General features: G+C 64.5%; 20 protein-coding genes. 12 read left to right on the plus strand and 8 right to left on the minus strand.

Annotated elements, in window-relative coordinates:
• Window positions 1–212: 212 nt before the first annotated feature.
• Window positions 213–578 carry a septal ring lytic transglycosylase RlpA family protein gene (locus AC0NIH_RS04090; RefSeq protein ID WP_023769300.1) on the minus strand — a complete coding sequence of 122 codons (366 nt, stop codon included), beginning with the start codon at window positions 576–578 and terminating at the stop codon, window positions 213–215.
• A gap of 309 nt (window positions 579–887) precedes the next feature.
• Between AC0NIH_RS04090 and AC0NIH_RS04095 the strand changes: the two genes are divergently transcribed.
• Window positions 888–1,085 carry a hypothetical protein gene (locus AC0NIH_RS04095; protein WP_473466403.1) on the plus strand — a complete coding sequence of 66 codons (198 nt, stop codon included), beginning with the start codon at window positions 888–890 and terminating at the stop codon, window positions 1,083–1,085.
• 236 nt (window positions 1,086–1,321) lie between these two features.
• On the opposite strand, the gene AC0NIH_RS04100 is transcribed toward AC0NIH_RS04095, so the two are convergent.
• From AC0NIH_RS04100 to tauA, 4 genes are all read right to left on the minus strand, one after another.
• Window positions 1,322–1,510 (minus strand): hypothetical protein, encoded by a 189-nt coding sequence (locus AC0NIH_RS04100; protein ID WP_031250443.1) that lies wholly within the window; start codon window positions 1,508–1,510, stop codon window positions 1,322–1,324.
• Between the two features lie 20 nt (window positions 1,511–1,530).
• Window positions 1,531–2,391: an ABC transporter permease subunit gene (locus tag AC0NIH_RS04105; protein ID WP_473466400.1), complete on the minus strand. Its 861-nt coding sequence runs from the start codon at window positions 2,389–2,391 to the stop codon at window positions 1,531–1,533.
• Window positions 2,388–3,179 (minus strand): taurine ABC transporter ATP-binding protein, encoded by a 792-nt coding sequence (locus tag AC0NIH_RS04110; protein ID WP_473466396.1) that lies wholly within the window; start codon window positions 3,177–3,179, stop codon window positions 2,388–2,390. Before AC0NIH_RS04110 ends, AC0NIH_RS04105 begins: the two co-directional genes overlap by 4 nt.
• A 213-nt stretch (window positions 3,180–3,392) precedes the next feature.
• Window positions 3,393–4,406 carry a taurine ABC transporter substrate-binding protein gene (gene tauA / locus AC0NIH_RS04115; protein ID WP_023769305.1) on the minus strand — a complete coding sequence of 338 codons (1,014 nt, stop codon included), beginning with the start codon at window positions 4,404–4,406 and terminating at the stop codon, window positions 3,393–3,395.
• Between the two features lie 501 nt (window positions 4,407–4,907).
• On the opposite strand from tauA, the gene AC0NIH_RS04120 reads away from it, so the two are divergent.
• Complete coding sequence (locus tag AC0NIH_RS04120; RefSeq protein WP_473466394.1) at window positions 4,908–5,063, plus strand: hypothetical protein; 156 nt, start codon at window positions 4,908–4,910, stop codon at window positions 5,061–5,063.
• Between the two features lie 89 nt (window positions 5,064–5,152).
• On the opposite strand, the gene AC0NIH_RS04125 is transcribed toward AC0NIH_RS04120, so the two are convergent.
• Window positions 5,153–6,298, minus strand: coding sequence for a helix-turn-helix transcriptional regulator (locus AC0NIH_RS04125; protein ID WP_473466392.1), 1,146 nt, complete (start codon window positions 6,296–6,298; stop codon window positions 5,153–5,155).
• A 91-nt stretch (window positions 6,299–6,389) separates the two neighbouring features.
• A complete protein-coding gene (locus AC0NIH_RS04130) occupies window positions 6,390–7,511 on the minus strand; it encodes a helix-turn-helix transcriptional regulator (RefSeq protein WP_224690264.1) in 1,122 nt (373 codons plus the stop codon).
• A gap of 612 nt (window positions 7,512–8,123) precedes the next feature.
• Here AC0NIH_RS04130 and AC0NIH_RS04135 point away from each other — a divergent pair.
• Both AC0NIH_RS04135 and AC0NIH_RS04140 read left to right on the plus strand, forming a co-directional pair.
• On the plus strand, window positions 8,124–9,341 hold the full coding sequence (locus tag AC0NIH_RS04135) for a YadA-like family protein (protein WP_474025152.1): 1,218 nt from the start codon (window positions 8,124–8,126) through the stop codon (window positions 9,339–9,341).
• Between the two features lie 159 nt (window positions 9,342–9,500).
• A complete protein-coding gene (locus AC0NIH_RS04140; RefSeq protein ID WP_473466387.1) occupies window positions 9,501–10,097 on the plus strand; it encodes a hypothetical protein in 597 nt (198 codons plus the stop codon).
• Window positions 10,098–10,121: 24 nt separating this feature from the next.
• Here the strand turns inward: AC0NIH_RS04140 and AC0NIH_RS04145 are convergent, their stop codons facing one another.
• Complete coding sequence (locus tag AC0NIH_RS04145) at window positions 10,122–10,763, minus strand: LysE family translocator (protein ID WP_224690267.1); 642 nt, start codon at window positions 10,761–10,763, stop codon at window positions 10,122–10,124.
• 527 nt (window positions 10,764–11,290) lie between these two features.
• Between AC0NIH_RS04145 and AC0NIH_RS04150 the strand changes: the two genes are divergently transcribed.
• The 8 genes from AC0NIH_RS04150 to AC0NIH_RS04185 all read left to right on the plus strand — a co-directional run bounded on the left by AC0NIH_RS04150 (window position 11,291) and on the right by AC0NIH_RS04185 (window position 21,234).
• Window positions 11,291–12,493 carry a helix-turn-helix transcriptional regulator gene (locus AC0NIH_RS04150; RefSeq protein ID WP_224690268.1) on the plus strand — a complete coding sequence of 401 codons (1,203 nt, stop codon included), beginning with the start codon at window positions 11,291–11,293 and terminating at the stop codon, window positions 12,491–12,493.
• A gap of 469 nt (window positions 12,494–12,962) precedes the next feature.
• Window positions 12,963–13,439, plus strand: coding sequence for an RrF2 family transcriptional regulator (locus AC0NIH_RS04155; protein ID WP_473466385.1), 477 nt, complete (start codon window positions 12,963–12,965; stop codon window positions 13,437–13,439).
• Window positions 13,440–13,494: 55 nt separating this feature from the next.
• Window positions 13,495–14,829 carry an FAD/NAD(P)-binding protein gene (locus AC0NIH_RS04160; protein WP_224732255.1) on the plus strand — a complete coding sequence of 445 codons (1,335 nt, stop codon included), beginning with the start codon at window positions 13,495–13,497 and terminating at the stop codon, window positions 14,827–14,829.
• Window positions 14,830–15,193: 364 nt separating this feature from the next.
• Complete coding sequence (locus AC0NIH_RS04165; protein WP_473466382.1) at window positions 15,194–16,633, plus strand: pyridoxal-phosphate dependent enzyme; 1,440 nt, start codon at window positions 15,194–15,196, stop codon at window positions 16,631–16,633.
• On the plus strand, window positions 16,630–17,811 hold the full coding sequence (locus AC0NIH_RS04170) for a trans-sulfuration enzyme family protein (protein WP_473466380.1): 1,182 nt from the start codon (window positions 16,630–16,632) through the stop codon (window positions 17,809–17,811). The genes AC0NIH_RS04165 and AC0NIH_RS04170 overlap by 4 nt, the downstream gene beginning before the upstream one ends.
• Before the next feature lie 68 nt (window positions 17,812–17,879).
• Window positions 17,880–18,848, plus strand: coding sequence for a GlxA family transcriptional regulator (locus AC0NIH_RS04175; RefSeq protein ID WP_023768968.1), 969 nt, complete (start codon window positions 17,880–17,882; stop codon window positions 18,846–18,848).
• 307 nt (window positions 18,849–19,155) lie between these two features.
• Window positions 19,156–20,460: a M24 family metallopeptidase gene (locus AC0NIH_RS04180; protein ID WP_473466377.1), complete on the plus strand. Its 1,305-nt coding sequence runs from the start codon at window positions 19,156–19,158 to the stop codon at window positions 20,458–20,460.
• Between the two features lie 93 nt (window positions 20,461–20,553).
• The gene (locus AC0NIH_RS04185; RefSeq protein ID WP_473466374.1) at window positions 20,554–21,234 is read left to right on the plus strand and encodes an isochorismatase family protein; all 681 of its coding nucleotides are present in this window, start codon (window positions 20,554–20,556) and stop codon (window positions 21,232–21,234) included.
• Window positions 21,235–21,238 lie beyond the last annotated feature (4 nt).

A 21,238-nucleotide genomic window follows, 5' to 3' on the forward strand; every position in this document is an offset into this window, starting at 1 on the left:
GCGACCGAAGGGACGACGAGCAGCGCCGAGCCTAAATGTCTCGCGGCGAAGTTAACAACTAATTGCTGCGATGCAATACGTCACGTGGCGTGATCTATGCTCTTCTTTCGTCCAAGGCTTGGGAATCCGCCCTGAACGGGGCGAGCCGGCTCAGTGTGCGGCTGCGAAGGCGGGGGGCTTGCTGGGCCCGGCCTGTGCCGGACTCGGATATCTCAAACGCGCGCCATGCAGACGGCGGTGTGGCCGGAGCCGATGAAGCCGAGCTGGCCGGCCGCGCCCTTCGACAGGTCGAGCACGCGTCCCTTGATGAACGGGCCGCGATCGTTGATGCGCACGACGACGCTGCGGCCGTTGTTCTTGTTGGTCACCCGCAGCTTGGTGCCGAAAGGCAGGGTGCGGTGGGCCGCGGTCAGCGCCGATGGGTTCATACGCTCGCCCGATGCGGTCCTGGAGTGCAGGGCATACCACGAGGCACGGCCACACTGAGCGGCAGCGGTCGCCGAGGTTGCGGAAGCGCCGACCATCAGGCCAGCAGCGATCGTTACCGCGACAAGCGCGGTCTGTTTTGTGTTCTTCATATTTGGGGAAAGGCTCCGTTTTTGACAGACCCCAGCCGTTAGGTGCGAAATAAGGCAGGAAATGCGGCAGTCATCTGGCGGTTCCATGGCGAGAGCACACGTTTGGAGTCGCCAGGTAACAGTCTGTCATGGATTTCTTGGCGAGATTTGATCAATTCGCGATGATCTTTTCGCTGATATCCGAGATCCGTTTGACAAGATCCGGGCTTAATCTCCAAGTAGAAATCATCAGGATTGAGCCATTTCCTTTGGCTCTTTCATCGCGGTCACGGCGCCGCAATCGATCGACTGGGAAAGCGAGACCCGTCAATGAGACTGACCAGAAATCTGCTGGCCAAAAATCTGCTGGCCTTGATTGTACTGGCCATCGGTGCGCTGTGGTCGCTGCAAGGCATCGGGGTGCTCGGCGGCAGTTTCATGACCGGCCAGTCGCAATGGCTCTATATCGGCATCGCCGCCATGCTGGTCGGCATCGCCGGCCTGGTATGGGCGAACCGGCGGGGGTGAGTTGCGGCAGACTGCGTTGCAGAACGAGTGTGGGCGCCCCCCTCTGTCCTGCCGGACATCTCCCCCACAAGGGGGGAGATCGGCTGTCATGCCCACTTTCACCAATCTTCAGCGTTGAAAGGCAGCTTGGCCGAAACTGCCAATCTCCCCACTAGAGGGGGAGATGCCCGGCAGGGCAGAGGGGGGCGCGACGGAACGCGACGCCCGTCATCATCGCTGCGTTGGTGTGTTCCCCCTCACTGCGACCAATACTGCCAGGCCCAGTAGAAACTTTCGTCGCGTGGCGGCAAGCGGTCGCGCCCGGGCTGGAGCCGGACGGGTGCGGGCGAGCGGGGGGCGTCGCGCCTGGCCTCCTCGACGTTGGACGCTAGGCCCAGCAGCCAGTTGCCGAAATGGGCGAACAGCACGGCGGTGGAATGGGTCATCGTCGTTCTCCTTTCGCTTTTCATTCGCGTCCCGCCCACGGGACGAACACACGCTCGATCCTGCGGATGGCGAATTCGAGCACGAAGGCGATGGCGGCAATCACCAATATGCCCATCACCACCACGTCGGTGACCAGGAACTGGGCCGCCGACTGGATCATGAAGCCAAGCCCGCGCGTCGCCGCCACCAGTTCGGCCGCGACCAGCGTCGACCAGCCGGCGCCGAGCGCGATGCGCAGGCCGGTCAGGATCGAGGGCAACGCGCTGGGCAGGATGACGTGGCGGACCGCTTGCGCGCGCGTGGCACCCAATGAACGCGCCGCGTTGATGCGCTCCTGCGAGACGCCGAGAACGCCCGAGGCGGTCGACAACGCCACCGGCGCCAGCATGGCGATTGCGATCACCAGGATCTTCGACGGCTCGCCGATGCCGAACCAGATGATGACCAGCGGCAAGTAGGCGAGCGGCGGGATCGGCCGCAGGAATTCCAGCAAGGGATCGAAAATGCCGCGTCCGACCGTGCTGATGCCGATGGCAAGGCCAACCGGCACGCCGACGAGGATGGCCGCGACCAGTGCGGCAAACACCCGGCCAAGGCTGGCGACGGCATGCTGGGCGAGCGTCGCGTCGACGAAGCCGTCCCTGATGACGACGATGAACTTGTTCCACACGGCGAGCGGCGAGGGCAGGAACACCGGCGACACCAGCTGCAGGCGGGCCGACAGCGCCCATAGAGCCAGCACCGCCAGGATGGTGACCGCACTGACGATGCGGGCCGAGACGCCTGTCCGCTTCGGGCTCGGCCTGGACCACGGCACCGACAGGCCGTCAGCCTCGTCGATGCGGGAGCCGGGCCGCTCGCTGTAGGAGGAAATGGTCATGCCGTCTCTCCTTCGAAGATGGCGTCGGTCAGTTCGCCGCGCGCCGCGGCAAAGGCCGGATCGGCCTTGATGGCGCGGATGGCCTCGCCCGACGTGTAGCGCCTGGAGAAGCCGGGCTCGAAGGTCCGCACCACGCGGCCCGGTCCGGGCGCCAGCACGACGATGCGGGTGGCGAGCACCAATGCCTCCTCGATGCCGTGCGTCACCATCAGCACGCCGGCCGCGCTTGCCGTCCAGAGATCGAGCAGCGTCGTCTGCATGCGTTCGCGCGTCAGCGCATCGAGCGCGCCGAGCGGCTCGTCGAGCAGCAGGAATTCGGGTTCGGCGGCGAGCGCCCGGGCCAGGCCGACACGCTGGCGCATGCCGCCGGAAAGCTCCCAGATGTGCTTGTCGCCAGCGCCGTCGAGTTTCACCAGCGCCAGAAGCTCATCGGCGCGCCGTGCCCGCTCCGCCGGCTGCACGCCACGCAACCTGAGGGCGAAGGCGACATTCTCGCGCGCGGTCAGCCACGGGAACAGCGCATCGTTCTGGAAGACCACCGCCCGGTCCGAACCGGGCGCCGCGATCGGACGGCCATCGATCGTGGCCGTGCCGCGCGCCGGCGCGACCAGGCCGGCCGCGACATTTAGCAGCGAGGTCTTGCCGCAGCCGGAACGGCCGACAAGGACGACGAAGTCGCCCTTGGCGACGTCGATCGACACCCGCTCCACGGCCGGTGCCGGCTGGCCGTCATAGTGGACCGAGATCTTGTCCAGTACGAGATGGGGGTCGAGCACGAGATGCGGCATGGTGCCTCGCCGATTTGAAGGAAATCCGCCTGCCCCGAAATCCATTTCATCAGCGGTTTCGGGACAGGCAACACGCAGCGTCGGGAAGAAGCGCGCGTGTCTGGTTGAGCGCTAGAGCAATTCCAGGAAAAGCGTGAAGCGGTTTTCCGTCCGGAATTGCGTCAAAACAAAGAGTTAGAGCAGTTCACCGTTTCCGTTAAACGGTGGACTGCTCTAGTTCGAGGCCTGCGCCTCGGTGACGTATTTCGATGTCACGTATTTCGAATAGTCCGGCAGTACGGCGTCGACCTTGCCTTGCTCCTTGAGGAAGGCGGACGCCGCCGCGATCGCCTTGACGGTGCCGCCGCCGAGGAACTTGTCGGAGGCCTGCTCTTCCAATGTCGGGAAGACATAGCCCTTCAGGAGCTCCGGCACTTCTTCCAGCTTGGCGCCGGTGAGCTTGGCGATCTTTTCGGCCTGCGGCGACGTCGCCGACCAGGTGTCCGGCTTGGCGAGGTACTCGGCATAGGAAGCGCCGGTCACCTTGACGAAGTCGCGCACCGCTTCCGGGTTCTTCTCGGCGAAGTCGGTGCGCACGATCCAGGCGTCGAAGGTCGGCGCGCCCCAGGCCGCGACCTGCGAAGAGTCCACCACGATCTTGCCCGACGTCTTGATCTGGCCGAGCGCCGGATCCCAGACATAGGCGGCATCGATGTCGCCGCGTGCGAAAGCAGCGGCGATTTCGGGCGGCCTGAGATTGAGGATCTCGACCGATTTCGGATCGACATTCTCATGCTTCAGCGCGGCGAGCAGGCTGTAATGCGTCGTCGAGACGAAGGGCACGGCGACCTTCTTGCCGGCAAGGTCGGCGACCTTCTCGATGCCGGCGCCGTTGCGGGCGACCAGCGCTTCGGATTGCCCGATCAGGCCGACGACGAAGATGGTCTGGATCGGCAGTTCGCGGCTGGCCGCCGCCGCCAGCGGGCTCGAACCGACATAGCCGATGTCGACCGAGCCGGAAGCGACCGCGGCGATGACATCGGCGCCGGAATCGAACTTGCGCCAGTCGATGGCGGCCTTGGTGGCCTTTTCATAGGCGCCATCGGCCTGCGGCACCTTGGAGGGCTCGACCACCGTCTGGTAGCCGATGGTGATCTTCAAATCTTCGGCCAAGGCCGGGCTGAGGAAGGCGGCGCCGGCCAGGGCGGCCGACGACAGGAGAAGGATGCGTCGCGAAATGGTGGACATCAAAGGGCTCCATGAAAGACGAAAAAACCGGATTGCCCCATGATAGTCCTCTAATTCTATCGTTCTTGTAGAGTTAAATCCTTCCAACGAAGGCAGATTTGTTGGAAAAAAGCTATCGGTGGCGGGGTGCCGAAGCGGAAAGGGAGGCTGTGGCGCGCCCGTCGTCACATCGCGACACTGCCTCGGGCAGCGAAATCATCGAACTTGAGCCGCCGCTGTCCACCGAACGGTGGACGACGCGAAATCCTTTTCATGTTGGTCTGCGGTCCACCTCTGTCCCCCGATCCGATGGGACCCATAAATTGTTTGGAGAATACGATGACAGTTGAGGATGATTGTGAATGCAATACAATTTGTCCCCAATACCAGCACTGTATTTGTATTTATCACTACGATGAAGGATATTGCGACTGCACTTGCGGGCCTCTCCAGATCTTATCCGAGCGAACGACGAAGCGGCCGGCTGACAGCATCATAAATATTTGCGTAAAGGGAGCCGAATTGTCGGCCGTAGCGGAGTTCCTGAGCAGATACAGCGAGGAAGAATTGTTCATCCCGGCTGCGCGCGCGAAGACGAAAATTTCGCTTGAGATCAAAAAGACGACGCTTGCCAGTGTGATCGAGCACGTTGGTCTGCGGATCGGACTGCCCGGTTGAAATGAATTCTCGTAACGGCCGCTTGAGTTCTTTGCTGGCTGGAAACCAGCCCGCGCCATATGTCTCCTACGGCCCGGGTCTGCTCATAGCTACGCCACACCAGCCATGGGCGACGCGAGCGACGCGGCGAGCTGAACCAGCTCGACCTGCCGCCGCACGCCGGTCTTCTCGAACAGCCGCAGCAGATGCGTCCTGACCGTGCTGCGGCCGATGTTGAGAACATCGGAGGTCTCCTCAACCGTGCGGCCCGCCGCGATCTGCTCGAAGACGCGCGCCTCGGCCGGCGTCAGGCCGAACAGCGCGGCGACCAGCGCGGTCGGCGCGACGAACGGCGTATCGGCCCGCGCCACGAACACTGCCGCCACCACGCTGGCATCGAACGCTCCACGCCCCGGACGCAGCGGCAGCACGTGCAAGGCTCCGGCCGAGCCGTCCTTCCAGCGTATCGGAACTCCCAGCCCCTTGCGGCCTATGGCGCTTTCGTCCTGCGCCGCCTGCGATACCGCGACAGCCAGCGCGCTGGACACGGCCGACGCGCCGGCGGTGAGAACGCCGTTGCGGATGTTGAGGAGGTCGCCCCTGGCGACGAGTTCAAGTGCCGCCGGGTTGGCATGCACGACACGCATATCCGCGGTGGTGAGAAAGATCGGTGCTGTCAGCGTGTCGAGCACCGTCTCGAAGGTCGACCGGGCGATCGCCGCGATGTCCAGCAGCCGGTTGATCGTCGCGGCGCGCTGGAGATGCGGGATCAACAATCGGGCGGTCTCGATCTCATAGTCACCGATCGGCTCCACGCTCTCGTGACGGCCAAGGCCCAGCGACCCAAAACCACGCTCGTCGCGAGCGAGCCCCAGCCCCATGACATCGACCAACCCCCGCGGCTTGGCCCACTCCAGCGAGTAGCGGTTGGTCGTACTCGCCTCTGGATTGACGCGGCTCATCACCGCGGGCTGATCCATCGGCAGGGCCAAAAGCACCGCCAGCCCACCCCACTGGTCGGTAATGTCAACGGCGTAGTCCGCGATCCGTTCGACGTAGTCCTGCGGCATGTTGCTGGTCACGTTGAGCAGCACTTCGCCCGACGGCAACGCTTGCAGGTTGAGGGCCGCGTTCTCGAAATCGAGCGCGATGCGGATCTCTTCAATGGCGACGGACCAGCGCGGGGGATCGATCGCGGCGTCGTAGATCAGCCCTATCAGTTCGGACAACCGAGCCATCGAGAGAGGAGAACGCATTGCCACCACCCTTGCCGCACTGCAGAAAAATTGAACGCATGATCCGCGGGTCTCCAATTTCCGATGGAGATTGTCGCCTGCTCATAGCCGGTCAGACGCTGGCGGCTACGGGCGACGCGAGAGACGCGGCGAGCTGAACCAACTCGACCTGCCGCCGCACGCCGGTCTTCTCGAACAGCCGCAGCAGATGCGTCCTGACCGTGCTGCGGCCGATGTTGAGAACATCGGAGGTCTCCTCAACCGTACGGCCCGCCGCGATCTGCTCGAAGACGCGCGCCTCGGCCGGCGTCAGGCCGAACAGCGCGGCGACCAGCGCGGTCGGCGCGACAAAGGGTGTATCCGCGCGTGCGACAAACACCGCCGCCACCACGCTGGCATCAAACGCCCCGCGCCCCGGGCGCAGCGGCAGGACATGCAAGGCTCCAGCCGAGCCGTCGCGCCAGCGCATTGGAACTCCCAACCCCTTGCGGCCGATGGCGCTCTCGTCCTGCGCTGCCTGGGATACCGCGACCGCCAGCGCGCTGGACACGGCGGAAACGCTGGGGCTGAGAATCCCGTTGCGGATGTTCAGCAGCTCGCCCCCGGCGACAATCGCACGCGCTGCCGGATTGGCATGCACGACATGCAGATCCGCGGTGGTGAGAAAGACCGGTGCCGTCAGCGTGTCGAGCACCGACTCGAAGGTCGACCGGGCGATCGCCGCGATGTCGAGCAGCCGGTTGATCGTCGCGGCGCGCTGCAGGTGCGGGATCAACAATCGGGCGGCCTCGATCTGCAGATCGTTGATGGGAGCGGCATCGACATGGCGGCTGAAGGACAGTGAGCCGAGACCACGCCCATCGCGCGCGAGCGGCACCGCCAGGGAATCGATCATGCCTTGCGGTTTACCGACCTCCACAAAGTAGCGGTTCGTCGTGTTGTCGAGGTTGGGATTGAGCTGGCTCAACACCGCCGGTCGATCCATCGGCAGCGAGCCCACCACCGCCATGCCACCCCATAGCTCGAGGACTTCAGCGCCGTAGCTGGCCATCTGGTCGACATAGGGTTGCGGGATGTTGCTGGCTACGTTGACCAGCACCTCGCCCGACGGCAGCGCTTGCAGGCGGAGGGCGGCGGTCCCGAAGCCGAGCGCGATGCGCATCTCCTCGATCGCGACGGGCCAGCGCGCGGGATCGATCGCGGCGTCGTAGATCAGCCCGATCAGTTCGGACAATTGAGCCATCGATAAAGCAGAACGCATCGCACCATACCCTTGCTGCATGGCAGCAAAATGAACGCATGATCCGGATCGGGCAAGTCCTGTCATCTCCCAAGGGAGATGGTGATCCAGTCTTTGGCGGTACCATCGGGCCTTGGTCGCCGCTATCCACCGAATGGTGGAAGACGCGACATTTTCTTTGTGTTCGTTTGCGTCCGTCGGGTGCTGCGGTCCTGCGCGGAATTCGAGGGCATCGGTGTTTGCAAAGGCGACTGCTGTCCGGGGACGACAGCACAAAGGTCGGTAGCGCAACTGCTTGGTTTTCAGCCCAGCCATGGCCGGAGCTTGTCCACCGGCCTGGCTATCGCGCGGGACCGGTCAGCCGCCGGCGGGGCGACACCAGGTCACTCGTCCGGGTCAGCTATTTGGCAATGAAGCGAGAGGTTGAACGTGATTGCAGAAACGATTGGACGGGCGAGCATACCGGAGGACGCCATTGCCGCGACAAGGATCAGAACGGTGACGCCGACCCGTCCTCTGCGACAACACATTGCATCGATGTCCGCCGCGACAGCGGCTTTCGTGCGCGCGGCATCCTCCCAAGTGCCCGAGCTCGGGACAGCAGTGATGGTGGCAATCGCGGCGGCCGGCGGCGTCGCCTTCGCACCAGGCCCGGCGCGCGCGGCAGGAGTCATCTGCCAGGATTTCAATGGTCAGGATGGTGGAGCGGCTTTCGCGCAGACGTCATCCGGCGGCACCGCATGCGGAAGATCGGCCAATAGCAATGGCACTCTCTCGGTTGCGATGGGCAATGGCGCGGGTGCCTTCGGGGACAACAGCGTGGCGCTCGGCGTCAACGCCGGCGCCGGTGGACTTGTTTTCGACACGAACGCGGGCGGCCTGACCACCGACTACAACAATGCGAACACGACGGCCATCGGCACTGGGGCCGAGGCCGGCGCCGGCGGGGCGAACCAGGCCAATGCCACCGCCCTCGGCACCGCGGCCCAGGCGAATGCCGTGAACGCCACCGCCCTTGGCAGCTCGGCCCAGGCGAACGGCGGCAACGCCACGGCCGTTGGCAACGGGGCTACGGCAAATGCCGTGAATGCAATTGCTCTCGGCGACGCTGCGACGGCCAATTTATGCAACTCCATCGCCATCGGCGTGGGCGCAACGACGACGCGCGACAACCAGGTCATGCTTGGCAATGGCCTGAACACCTACACGCTGACCGGCGTCGCTTCGCAGGCGAGCAAGGCCGCGCAGGCCGGCCCTACCTATCTGATGACGACGGACAGCACCGGCAATCTGGCGGCGTCGACGTTCGATGTGGCGACGCTTGCGAGCCTGCCGGCACAGGTCGCCCAGAACAGCAGCGATATCAGCACGCTGAACAGCACTGTGAGCAGCCACACGAGCGAACTCGCCGATCACGAAACGCGCATCACCAACAACACCACCGCGATTGCGCTGCACACGACCGAGATCGCGGACCTCGACACGCGGGTAACCACCAACACCACCAGCATCACCCAGCTCGACGGCCGCGTCGGCGCGCTCGAGGCCGGCTTCCAGGATCTCGGCGACCAGATCAGCGAAAACCGCACGGAAGCGCGTGCCGGCACCGCGCTGGCGCTGGCGACGGCGGGGCTGCGCTACGACGACAGGCCTGAAAAACTGTCGCTCGCCGGCGGCTTCGGCCACTTCAAGGGTCAATCCGGCTTGGCGCTTGGCCTCGGCTACAACACCAGCGAGGATTTCCGCCTCAACGCCGCTCTGTCGGCCACCACCAGCCATGGCGATGTCGGCGTCAGCGTCGGGGCGTCATGGACGCTGAACTGATGCGGTCGGCATGATCCGAGGTGCGAGGGGGCTGGCTTGAAAAAGCCGCTGGCGGCCGCGTTCCCACAGACGCGGTCGCCTGTCTCCCCGCCGGCGGCTCGATCTCGGATGAACTTCAGAGGCCACATGAAGCACCCGCAATCTTCATCGGTTAGGCGGATGGCGCGGGCGGCCGCGACAGCCTTGCTGTCGCTCGGCCTGTTGGCCGCATCCCAGGGCGCTGCGGTGGCGCAGGCCAAAAAGACGGAGAAGGGCGACAAGGTCCACGCCGCCCGTCCGGCCAACATCGACCGCAACGGCGTGCTGATCCTGATCCGCAGCACGCTGCTGGCGCTCGACCAGGCCAACAAGACCGGCAACTACACGGTGCTGCGCGATCTCGGCTCGCCGAATTTCCAGGCCAACAGTGCAGCCCAACTCGGCGACATCTTCGCAAACCAACGCAAGCAGGGGCTCGACTTCGGCGCCGTCGCGGTGCTCGAGCCGCAACTGACCTTGCTGCCGCAGATCGAGCCGAACGGCATGCTGCACATGGCCGGCTTTTTCCCGTCGGTGCCAATGCAGGTCAATTTCGAGCTTTTGTTCGAACCGGCGAACCGGCAGTGGAAGATCTACGGCGTGTCGGTCAACCTGACGTCCGGAGCGCCGCAGGCGCCCGACACACCCGTCGCCGGGCAACAGAAACCTGACGAGGCCGCCCCGCCGCCGGATGCACCCTCGATGACCGTGCAGGCGAAGAAGGCGGCGAAGCCGTGAAGCGGCACGCGCATGCAGCCGCCGCTAGAGCAACTCCAGCCGCAGCGCGCTTGCCAGCAGCGACAGCGCGAAGACGAACAGGCCCGAACTGAAGACGAGATTGACGGTGCGCAGCCCGCGCGCGCTGAGCCGCTTGCGCAGATGGTTGGTGGCCAGTGTCAGCGTCGTCCACCAGGCCGCCGAGCCGAGCAGCACGCCGGCAGAGACAATGGCCAGGCTTTCCCAGGACGGGATGCCGGCTCCCAATATCCCGGGCGTGAGCGTGAAGAAGCCTAGCAGCGTCATCGGGTTGCCCAGCGTCCAGAACAGCCCTGTCACATAGGCCCGGCCCGATGGCATGCGCCGCTGCTGGCCAGCGTCCAGCGACGGCGTCAGCCGCGCCGCCGTCACCGCCATGTAGAGCAGGAACATTCCTGCGCAGAGCTGCAGCAGCATGTGCCAGCCGATCAGCACATGCGCCACCGCCCCAAGCCCGGCGGCGGCAATGGAGGCATAGACCGAGTGTGTGGTCGCCGCCCCATAGCCGGTCGCCAGACCCGGTGCGATGCCGCCCGCGATCGTGCGCTGCACGCATAAAAGGCCGGTGGGACCGATGGGAGCCGCGACCGCGAAACCCAGCAAGGCCCCACGCATCGCACTCAGGAAAAGTTCCGTTGTGCAGGACATGCCGACAGATCTTCCTTTGGCCGCACGTCGTCGGGATTCCCGGCCAGGCGACACCCTGGCCAGATGCCGGCCAAGGCCGGCAACGGGCGCCCCGCTTTCGCGAGCTGCTTCGATGTTCTTCGGGTAAGACGGCCGTTGGCGGGGCTGACAAGCACGTCGTCTTGAAGTTCTCTCCAAGTATTAGCTAGATGTAATGTGTCTGCGCATAGACGCCGTTCCGTCCCGTAGCGTTCAAGACCTGGCTGATGTGCCGACGCATTGCTGGGGGAGGAGAAATGCAATTCTCCCGATGCGTGTCACGTGCCTTGAACTCAGTTCAACCTCAAGCCGGCGCACTCAATCACAAAACAGGCATCCCGGCGTCCACCATTTGGATTAGGCTTGACTCCCAACTTCTATTTTTTTCTACTGACTTTCAGTTGGCTTTCGGTGTGCCCCCCACCTCCGCGTCGACTTCAGACAGCAAAATCGCAAAACTCGAACGAGGGATTGATCCCGTTGAAGCGATGTCGGCGCAGCAGCACGCGATGCTTGACAGTGACCGTCAACCCGCGCGGGCCGGCATGACTGGCGACATGACTGGCCGCTCCTATCCGGCGGAGCGCATTTCGGAACTCATCGGCAGGATCTACGATTGCGTCCTCGATCCGGCGCGATGGCAATCGGTGGTTGAAAGCATCCGCACCGAGCTGGACTTCTGCTACGCGGTTCTCGGCGTGTATCCGCTTCCGGGCGGGGAGGTTACGCTCGGCGTTGCGACCGGCATCGATTCGGTGAAGCTCGGCGAACTTCCCGCTTACGGCCAGGACCTCGTCGATCTCTGGGGCGGTGACACCAAGGTAAAGCAATATCCGCTCGAGGAGCCGATCGCGCAGTCGCAGGCCGTGCCGGATGCCGCGCTTGTCGCCAGCCGCTATTTTCTCGAATGGGCCCAGCCGCAAGGGGTGGTCGACGCGGTCGCGATCGGATTGGAGCGCAATGCGCGCATGGTTTCCACGCTTTCCTTCGGACGGCATGAGACGGCCGGCATCGTCGGCAGCGCCGAACTCGACGCCTTGCGTCTCCTGGCCCCGCATTTCCGGCGCGCCATCGCCATCGGCCAGCTGCTCGAACTGCAATCGATAGCCGCCGCCAACGTGTCGTCGGTGCTGGACGGCCTCTCGGTCGGCGTCGTGCTGGTCGATGAACTGATGACACTGGTCCACGCCAATCCGGTCGCCGAGGCCATGCTGGCCCGCAAGGATCCGATCAAGGTCAGCAATGGCCGCCTTGTCGTCTCGGACGCCTCGCCCGCGATCTCGTCGGCGATAGAGGACGCGGTCGCCCAGGCCGCCGGCAACGAGGCCGCGCTCGGGCGCCGCGGCGGCACCGGTTTTCCGACACGTGGCCTGTCGGGAGAGCCGCGCATCATTCATGTCCTGCCGCTGAAGCGGCGCGAAAGCCGCCCGGGCCTGTTCCGGCGAGCGATAGCGGCCCTCTTCGTCGCTCCGGTCGACAGACCGATAAGTCTTCCCTTCGATGCGTTCGCGGCCCTCTACGGCCTGACCCCCGCCGAGGTTCGCATCGTGGAATTAATCGTCGCCGGCCGCACCCAGCGCGAGATCGCAAAGGCCCTCGGCCTGGCGAGCGCGACGGTCAAGACACATCTCCTGCATGTTTTCGAGAAGACCGATGTTCGCCGCCAGGTCGATCTCGTGCGGCTTGTCGCATCGCTGGCATCGCCCCTCTGACGGGAGGGCACGATCACGGGATGACCAGCCGAAGATAGCCGATCCCTTCATGCAGCAATTGCAGGAGAATTCCCAATTTGGCAAACGGGAGGCAAAGCCATGCTTCAAATGGCTTGTGATTTGACAACCCGTTCCGTGTACCTGAGGTTAAGTATAGTAATCTTATCGACATAGAGAGCCGGAGACGACGATGAGAGGCCAGACCGACCGTATCGGGGCGATCGCCGGCGCCGGGTCCCAGCCGTGGGCGTCGGGGCACGCAAGCCGCGTTTCTGTGTCCGTGGCGTCACAAGCCGGGCCTAAAATGGTCGCAACGGCTTGAAAACCAAGCAAGATCAATAACAATTGGCTTGTATATCATGTCACTAGAATTTATGTGTCATGGATGCTTGGACGCGGCGGGGAGGCACGCCAGGCGTTTCGCAACGGATGGCTCGAGGCCATCGCATGACAGAGAAACGTTCGGTTCATGCTCACCAAAAAAGGCAAGTACGGCCTCAAGGCGCTGGTCCACCTGGCGCGGGTGCCCGCCGGACAGCTCGCTTTCGTCGGCGATATCGCGACCGGCAACAACATCCCGAAGAAATTCCTCGACGCCATCCTGGGCGAGCTGCGCAATGCCGGCTTCGTCCAGAGCCGCAAGGGCAAGGACGGTGGTTATCGCCTGGCGCGGCCGGCCGACGAGATCAAGATCGGCCACGTCGTGCGCGTGCTCGATGGTCCGCTGGCGCCAATTCCATGCGCCAGCCGCACACAATATCAGCGCTGTGAAGACTGCAACGAGGCGACATGCCAAGTCCGACATCTGATGCTCGAGGTCCGGCAGGCGATCGCCGAGGTGCTCGACCAGCGCAGCCTCGCCGAAATGCGCGACATCGGCCTCGACGACCTTGCGGACGCGACGGGCAGCGACGACCTTGCAGTCGCGGTCAAGATCAAGGCCTGACGCCTCGCACCCTGACAGTTCGCACCCTGACAGTTCGCATGGGGCTGGAACGCGCATGAGCGGGCGCGCCAATTCGATCATCATTGTCGGCGGCGGCGCCAGCGGCGTCGTGCTGGCGGCGCATCTCTTGAAATCACCCAATCCCGATCTGCGCGTGACGCTGGTCGAAAAGCGCCCGCATTTCGGCCAGGGCATCGCCTATTCCACGCTGCTGTCGGCGCATGTGCTCAATGTCAGCGCCGCCGGCATGAGCGCCTATGCCGACGATCCCGGCAATTTCTGGCGCTGGCTGCTGGAGCGCGGCCTTGCCACCCAGGACCAGGCGCCGGTCTATGCGCCGCGCAGCGTCTATGCGCGTTATCTCGGCGAACTGCTCGACGAGCTCGAGGCCCGCGAACTCAAGACGGGGCGGCTTCGCCTGATCCGCGAGGAAAGCCTGTCGATCACGCCCACCGCGTCCGGCGTCGAGGTCGCGCTCGCCAACGGCACCAGCGTCGTCGCCCATCTTGCGGTGCTGGCCACCGGCCATGACGAGGAGCCGGCCCAAGGCCATGCGATCAGGATGGGCTCGGAAGCCGACACCGCGCTTGCCCCGGACAGCAGCGTCATGGTGCTGGGCACCGGCCTCAGCATGGTCGATGCGTTCCTGGCGCTGGAACAGCGCGGCCACCGCGGCGACATCGTCGCGGTGTCGCGGCGCGGTCTGCTGCCCTCGCCGCACCGCAAGGGTAACCCGATCAAACTCGACGTCGCCGACATCCCGCTCGGCACCCAGCTTTCCTATTTCGTCGGCTGGTTCCGCAAGCTGATCAAGGAAAACCAGAAGGCCGGCGTCGACTGGCGCGACGTGGTCGATGGCCTCAGGCCGTTCAACCAGAAGATCTGGCAGAACTGGCCATCCTCGGCCAAGCGCCGCTTCGTCGAACACACCAAGGCGTGGTGGGACATCCACCGCCACCGCATGGCGCCCGAAGTCTACGCCCGGGTGACGCAGGCCGTGCAGTCCGGCCGCATCCGGCTGGTGGCCGGCCGCGTCATCGACATCGCACGCGGCGCGGAGTTCACGGTCAAGGTCCAGTCGCGCCACACGCAGCGCCTCGAGACCTTCGACGTCGCCCGCATCTATGATTGCTCGGGCATCGTGCGCGACATCTCGACCTCGTCGAACAGCGTGGTGCGCTCGCTGGTCGACCGCGGGCTGGCCCGGCCGGACCCGCTGCGCATCGGCCTCGACGTGTCGGCCAATTGCGAGATCATCGCCAGCGACGGCACGGTATCGGCCAAGATCCTGGCGGTCGGCCCGCTGACCAGGGGCACCTTCTTCGAAATCGACGCCATCCCCGATATCCGCGTCCAGTGCGCGCGGCTGAGCAAGCGGCTCTTAGGCTGAGACAAACCTCTTGATGCCGGCGGGACAGCACCCCCCTCTGGCCTGCCGGCCATCTCCCCCGCAAGGAGGGAGATCGGCAGCTTCTCTGGTGGCCCCAACTTTTGCCGTTGGAGATAGGCGAAAGCCGAGATGACGGCCAATCTCCCCCCTTGCGGGGGAGATGTCCGGCAGGACAGAGGGGGGTGCGTCCCGCCAATCGTTGGATTGGGAGGCTGGTGTACGCCACCGCCAGAACCCGGAATTTCATTCCTTATCTGGCCGGCCGATTGGCACGTTCTATCTTCTTTCCGACTGTAAACGGCCGGAAAAGAGGCTACGCTGCCGCCCAGCCTGCGAGGCGGTCGCTTGATCATGGAGCATCTGAATGAGCAAGCACAAGATCGCTGCCCTGGGTAGCGCCCTCTCGGACGGTCCATCCTCCCGGCTGCGTCCGCCCTACAAATCGGTTCTCGACCTTATCGGCCAGACCCCGGTGGTCGAGCTGACCAAGTTCGACACCGGCAAGTGCCGGCTGTTCATCAAGCTTGAAAGCCAGAATCCGGGTGGCTCGATCAAGGACCGCATCGCGCTGTCGATGATCGCGGCGGCCGAGAAGGAGGGCAGGCTGAAGCCGGGCGGCACCATCGTCGAGGCGACCGCCGGCAATACCGGCCTCGGCCTTGCCCAGGTCGGCATTCCCAAGGGCTACCGAATCGTGCTGGTCGTGCCCGACAAGATGTCGCGTGAAAAGATCCAGCATCTGCGCGCGCTGGGCGCGGAGGTGCGCATGACGCGTTCCGATGTCGGCAAAGGGCATGCCGAATATTACCAGGACATGGCCGAGAAGATCGCTGCAGACGTGCCCGGCGCCTTCTATGCCAACCAGTTCGCCAACCCGGCCAACCCGCTGGCCCACGAAACCACCACCGGCCCCGAAATCTTTTCGCAGCTTGACGGTGATGTCGACGCGGTGGTGGTCGGCGTCGGCTCGGGCGGCACGCTGACCGGGCTTGGCCGTTACTTCGCCAAGGTTTCGCCGAAGACCGAAATGGTGCTCGCCGATCCGGTCGGCTCGGTGCTGGCGCCGCTGATCAAGACCGGCAAGATGGAAGAGGCCGGCAGCTGGACGGTGGAAGGCATCGGCGAGGATTTCGTGCCGCCCAATGCCGATTTGTCGCTGGTCAAGAAGGCCTATTCGATCACCGACAAGCAGAGCATGCTGGCGGTGCGCGACCTGCTCTCCCGGGAAGGCATCCTGGCCGGCTCATCCTCGGGCACGCTTTTGTCGACGGCCCTGCGCTATTGCCGCGAGCAGACCTCGGCCAAGCGCGTCGTTACCTTCGTCTGCGACAGCGGCAACAAATATCTGTCAAAGGTGTTCGACGATTTCTGGCTGGCCGAGCAGGGGCTGGCCGAACACGAGCAGCATGGCGACCTGCGCGACCTCGTAATGCGCACGCACCGCACCGGCGACACCGTCTCTATCGGCCCGGACGAAAGCCTGCTCAACGCCTATGGCCGCATGCGCCGTTCCGATGTCTCGCAGCTGCCGGTGCTCGACAATGGCAAGCTCGTCGGCATCGTCGACGAAAGCGATATCCTGGCCCACGTCGACGGTCCCTATGACGGGCGCTGGGAGCGCTTCAACATGCCGGTGCGCACGGCGATGACCTCCAACCTGCACACGCTGCAGGCCAGCCAGACGCTGGATGCGCTGCTGCCGGTGTTCGACCGCAACGAGGTCGCCATCATCTTCGACGGCGACGAGTTCGTCGGCCTGATTACCCGCATTGACCTGATCAACCATTTGAGGCGCGCACGATGACTGAAAATCCCTCGCCATCGGGCAAGAACCGCCTGGCTTTCTCGACGCGCACCATCCATGGCGGCCAGAGCCACGATCCGCTGACAGGCGCCGTGATGGTGCCGATCTACGCCACCTCGACCTATGGCCAGCAGTCGCCCGGCGTGCACAAGGGCTTTGAATATGCCCGCAGCCAGAACCCGACGCGTTTTGCCTTCGAGCGCGCCGTGGCCGACCTCGAAAGCGGCTCGGCGGCTTTCGCCTTCGCCTCCGGACTGGCCTCGATCGCCACCGTGCTGGAGCTGCTCGACAGCGGCGCCCATATCGTGGCCACCGACGACATCTATGGCGGTTCCTTCCGGCTGATGGAGCGGGTGCGCAAGCGCTCTGCCGACCTCAAGGTCTCGTTCGTCGATTTCACCGATCTTGCGGCGGTGGAGGCCACGATCCGGCCGGAGACGAAGATGCTCTGGGTCGAGACGCCGACCAACCCGCTGCTGCGCATCGTCGACCTCGAAGGCGTCGCCGCACTTGCCAAGCGCAAGGGCATCCTTTCGGTCGCCGACAACACGTTTTGCAGCCCCTATCTGCAACGCCCGCTGGAACTCGGCATCGACATCGTGGTCCATTCGACGACCAAATATCTCAACGGCCATTCCGACATGGTCGGTGGCGTGGCGGTGGTCGGCGACAACAAGGAACTGGCCGCCCAGCTGAAATTCCTGCAGAACGCGATCGGCGCCATATCGGGCCCGTTCGACAGTTTCCTCGCGCTGCGCGGCCTGAAGACGTTGGCGCTGCGCATGGAGCGGCATTCCGACAACGGGCTGAAGATCGCGCAGTGGCTGGAAGCCCGCAACGACATACGCCGCGTCATCTATCCCGGCCTCGCCAGCCACCCGCAGCACGCCATCGCCGTCCAGCAGATGTACGCCTTCGGCGGCATGATCACCGTCGTGCTGGACCGCGATCTTGCCGGCACAAAACGCTTCCTCGAACGCACGCAACTGTTCACTCTGGCCGAAAGCCTCGGCGGGGTCGAGAGCCTGATCGAACACCCGGCGCTGATGACGCATGGGTCTATTCCGTCGGAGAAGCGGGCGGAGATCGGGATCTCGGATTCGCTGGTGCGGCTATCGGCGGGAATCGAGGATGGCGACGATCTGATCGCGGATCTGGATCAGGCGCTGGGGGGATAGCTCATCCCCGGTTGACCCCGCACACCATCTGCCCGAATTGTAGCTCCTCAATTTCGGCTGCGGACATCATGGCCACGCGCGAACCCCCGAAACCCACCGAACCCCTCACCTTCGCGGTGCTGGTGTTTCCCGGCTTTCCGATGATGGCGTTCAGCTCGGTCATCGAGCCGCTGCGCGCCGCCAATGTGCTGGCCAAGCGGCAGTGCTATCGCTGGATCATCGTCGGCGGCACGAAAGGGGCGGTCGAGGCTTCGAACGGCGTCGTCATCCAACCGGGCTTTTACGCCGAGGATGCGCCCAAGGTCGACCGGATCGTCGTGTGCTCGGGCGGCGATGCCGATCACCTGGTCGCCGAGGACGCGGCGAGCTGGATCCGCCGCAGCCTGCGCAATGGCGCCCATATCGGCGCGGTGGCGGACGCGGCGTTCTTCCTGGCTCGCGCGGGCCTGCTCGACGGCCATGCCTGCACCTTGCACTGGACCAGCCAGGCCGCCTTCACCGAGGCGTTCCCGAACATCGAGCTGCGGCGCGACCTCTATGTCATCGACCGCAAGCGTTTTACGTCGGCCGGCGGCGTCGGCAGCCTCGACATGATGCTGGAGATCATCACCCGGGATTACGGCGCCGAGCTTGCCGCCGGCGTCGCCGAATGGTTCGTGCACAGCCAGCTGCGCTCCAGCGTCGACCGCAAGCTGATGCCGCTCAGGCTGCGCACCGGGGTGCAGAACGAGCTGGTGCTGTCGGCCATCGCCATCATGGAGGACGCGGTCGAGGAGCGGCTCGGCATGGCCGAGCTGACGGCGCGGCTTGGCGTCTCCTCCGACAAGCTCGAACGCAGTTTTCGGTCCGAACTCGCCATCTCGCCCAATGGCTATTACCGGCGGCTCAGGCTGAAACGCGCCGCCGACCTGCTGGCACATTCGACGCTTGCCGTGCGCGACGTGGCGCTGGCCTGCGGCTTCGCCTCGATGTCGAGCTTTGCCCGGGCCTTTCGGGAAGAGCATGGGCACGCGCCGAAGCTGGCTCGACGGCGTTAGGGTAGTCAAAGGAATGGCGGGACAGCGCCCCCCACTGTCCTGCCGGACATCTCCCCCTCAAGGGGGGAGATCGGATGTAACAACGGCTTTCGCCATTTTCAGCGATGAAGAAAAGAGCGATGAGGCCAAAGCTGCCAATCTCCCCCCTTGAGGGGGAGATGTCCGGCAGGACAGAGGGGGGCGCTTGGCACCTGCATGTCTTGTTGCCCAGCGGCATCCCGCACAACAAACGCGGTTTTCCGCACAATGCCTCCACCCCGTCTGCGCCATGCTCGGCCTTCCCAAGCGACCCAAGGCCAGGCACCCCATGAGCATCGTCGTATTCGACCCCGACAGCACCGAGGACGTGGACTTCAAGGATCGCATGCGCCACCCCGCGGCGGCCGATCCGGCGGGCGGCATGTGGCTGTCGGACACCGAGCCGTCCTTCATCGATGCGGATGCGCTGCGCAAAGGCCGGCTGGCCAAATTGCGCGGCTGGATGCGGGAAGCTGGCTATGGCGGCGTCGTGCTGTTCGACCCCTACAACCAGCGCTACGCTACCGGCTCGCGCAACATGTTCGGCTATTTCCTGCGCAACTCGACCCGCTATTTCTTCATTCCGACCGAAGGGCCGATCGTGCTGTTCGAATATCCGCAGAGCTACCATGTCTCGATGGTGCTCGACACGATCGACGAGGCGCGGCCTTCCAAGCTGGTCTGGTCGTCGGTCTCCGGCCGCGACGACGAGACCGCCGGTCCGTTCGCCGACGAGATCGCGGAACTCCTGAAAAAACATGGCTGCGGCTCGATGAAGCTCGGGCTCGACCGCTGCAGCCATCTGCAGGCGATGGCCTTGGAAAAGCGTGGCTGCGAGGTGCGGGATTGCCAGGGCGAGATCCTCGCCGTGCGCGCGGTGAAGACGCCGGAGGAAGTGAAGTGCCTGCAGGTGTCGATGGCCGGCGCCGAGGCCGCCGTCTATGCGGTGCGCGAGGCGATCAAGCCCGGCGTCTCCGAAAACGAGCTGTTCGCCATCATGTATGGCGAGGTGATCCGCCAGGGCGGCGAGTTCATCGAGACGCGGCTGCTGACCTCGGGCCAGCGCACCAATCCGTGGTTCAACGAGGCCAGTGGCCGCAAGATCCGGCCGGGCGAGCTGCTGGCGCTCGATACCGACACGATCGGCTGCTATGGCTATTACTCCGATTTTTCCCGCACCTTCCGCTGCGGGCCGGGCAGGCCGACCGACTACCAGAAGTCGCTCTACCGCATGGCGCACGACCAGGTTCAGCACAACATTTCGATCGTCAAACCCGGCATGGCGTTCCGCGAGATCGCCGAGAAGGCGTGGAAGATCCCGGACCGATTCGTCGACCAGCGCTACACCTCGGTCATGCACGGCGTCGGCATGCATGGCGAAACACCGTTCATCGCCCATGCCATGGATTACGAGACCTATGGCCGCGACGGCCATATCGTGCCAGGCATGGTGGTGAGCGTGGAAAGCTATATAGGCGAGAAGGGCGGCCGCGAGGGCGTCAAGCTGGAGGACGAGATCCTGATCACCGAGACTGGCACTGAGCTCCTATCGCGCTTCCCTTATGAGGACGAGTTTCTGGAGAAGCAGGTTTGACGGTTGGCAACCAATGAGCGCCTCGTTCCTGTCCCGCCGTCATACGGAAGGGTCTTTGACTGCCTTGCCCATGCATCACCCAGGCGTATCCGCATGAAAAGTCCCATCGCCATCAAGCGCGGCACCGTGGCCGCCGTCTTCATCGACCTGCAGGAGGAGCACCGGCAGGATCCGCGCTATCTGGTCGAGGGCTTTGCCGGCATCCTCGCCAATGTCCAGCGGCTGCAGGCTGCGGCGCGGCAGAACCATGTGCCGCTCTATCACTGGGCCTATATCGTCGATCTCGACAGCCAGGACCGGCCGTTTCACCCGGTCGGTGCCGACGGCAAGTCGGCCTTTTCCGACAAGAGCGACCCGCTGACCGAAATCTGCCAAGAGGTGGCGCCGGCCGAGGGCGAGGCGCTGCTGATCAAGGCCGAGGCCAGCGCCTTCCGTTCGGGACCGGGTGCCGATCAGATCAAGGCAAGCGGCATCGAATGGCTCGTCGTCGCGGGCGTCTGGACCGAGGCCTGCATCGACGCATCGGTGAAGGACGCGGTGGCCAAGGGATTTCGCGTGCTGCTGGTCAAGGATGCCTGCGGCAGCGGCAGTGCGGCCATGCACCAGACCGGCATCCTCAACCTCGCCAATCGGCTCTATGGCGGCGCCGTCACCGACAACGACGGCGCCTGCCGGCTGCTGGCGGGCGAGACCGTCACCGCCTGGCAGGTCGAAGGCTCGGTGCCGCTGCGCTTCAGCTTCGACAATGCGGCCGCGCTCTATGCCGAGCTTTGAATCG

The organism is Mesorhizobium sp. WSM1386 (assembly GCF_055901595.1).

What these genes read in the sequence shown, in the direction of transcription:
- AC0NIH_RS04175 (WP_023768968.1), top strand. Translation starts at nt 17,880, where the DNA reads ATGGCCACGCGCGAACCCCCGAAACCCACCGAACCCCTCACCTTCGCG.
- AC0NIH_RS04125 (WP_473466392.1), bottom strand. Translation starts at nt 6,298, where the DNA reads ATGCGTTCTCCTCTCTCGATGGCTCGGTTGTCCGAACTGATAGGGCTG.
- AC0NIH_RS04145 (WP_224690267.1), bottom strand. Translation starts at nt 10,763, where the DNA reads ATGTCCTGCACAACGGAACTTTTCCTGAGTGCGATGCGTGGGGCCTTG.
- tauA (WP_023769305.1), bottom strand. Translation starts at nt 4,406, where the DNA reads ATGTCCACCATTTCGCGACGCATCCTTCTCCTGTCGTCGGCCGCCCTG.
- AC0NIH_RS04105 (WP_473466400.1), bottom strand. Translation starts at nt 2,391, where the DNA reads ATGACCATTTCCTCCTACAGCGAGCGGCCCGGCTCCCGCATCGACGAG.
- AC0NIH_RS04155 (WP_473466385.1), top strand. Translation starts at nt 12,963, where the DNA reads ATGCTCACCAAAAAAGGCAAGTACGGCCTCAAGGCGCTGGTCCACCTG.
- AC0NIH_RS04170 (WP_473466380.1), top strand. Translation starts at nt 16,630, where the DNA reads ATGACTGAAAATCCCTCGCCATCGGGCAAGAACCGCCTGGCTTTCTCG.
- AC0NIH_RS04185 (WP_473466374.1), top strand. Translation starts at nt 20,554, where the DNA reads ATGAAAAGTCCCATCGCCATCAAGCGCGGCACCGTGGCCGCCGTCTTC.
- AC0NIH_RS04140 (WP_473466387.1), top strand. Translation starts at nt 9,501, where the DNA reads ATGGCGCGGGCGGCCGCGACAGCCTTGCTGTCGCTCGGCCTGTTGGCC.
- AC0NIH_RS04100 (WP_031250443.1), bottom strand. Translation starts at nt 1,510, where the DNA reads ATGACCCATTCCACCGCCGTGCTGTTCGCCCATTTCGGCAACTGGCTG.
- AC0NIH_RS04095 (WP_473466403.1), top strand. Translation starts at nt 888, where the DNA reads ATGAGACTGACCAGAAATCTGCTGGCCAAAAATCTGCTGGCCTTGATT.
- AC0NIH_RS04090 (WP_023769300.1), bottom strand. Translation starts at nt 578, where the DNA reads ATGAAGAACACAAAACAGACCGCGCTTGTCGCGGTAACGATCGCTGCT.
- AC0NIH_RS04160 (WP_224732255.1), top strand. Translation starts at nt 13,495, where the DNA reads ATGAGCGGGCGCGCCAATTCGATCATCATTGTCGGCGGCGGCGCCAGC.
- AC0NIH_RS04180 (WP_473466377.1), top strand. Translation starts at nt 19,156, where the DNA reads ATGAGCATCGTCGTATTCGACCCCGACAGCACCGAGGACGTGGACTTC.
- AC0NIH_RS04150 (WP_224690268.1), top strand. Translation starts at nt 11,291, where the DNA reads ATGCTTGACAGTGACCGTCAACCCGCGCGGGCCGGCATGACTGGCGAC.
- AC0NIH_RS04110 (WP_473466396.1), bottom strand. Translation starts at nt 3,179, where the DNA reads ATGCCGCATCTCGTGCTCGACCCCCATCTCGTACTGGACAAGATCTCG.
- AC0NIH_RS04165 (WP_473466382.1), top strand. Translation starts at nt 15,194, where the DNA reads ATGAGCAAGCACAAGATCGCTGCCCTGGGTAGCGCCCTCTCGGACGGT.
- AC0NIH_RS04135 (WP_474025152.1), top strand. Translation starts at nt 8,124, where the DNA reads ATGGTGGCAATCGCGGCGGCCGGCGGCGTCGCCTTCGCACCAGGCCCG.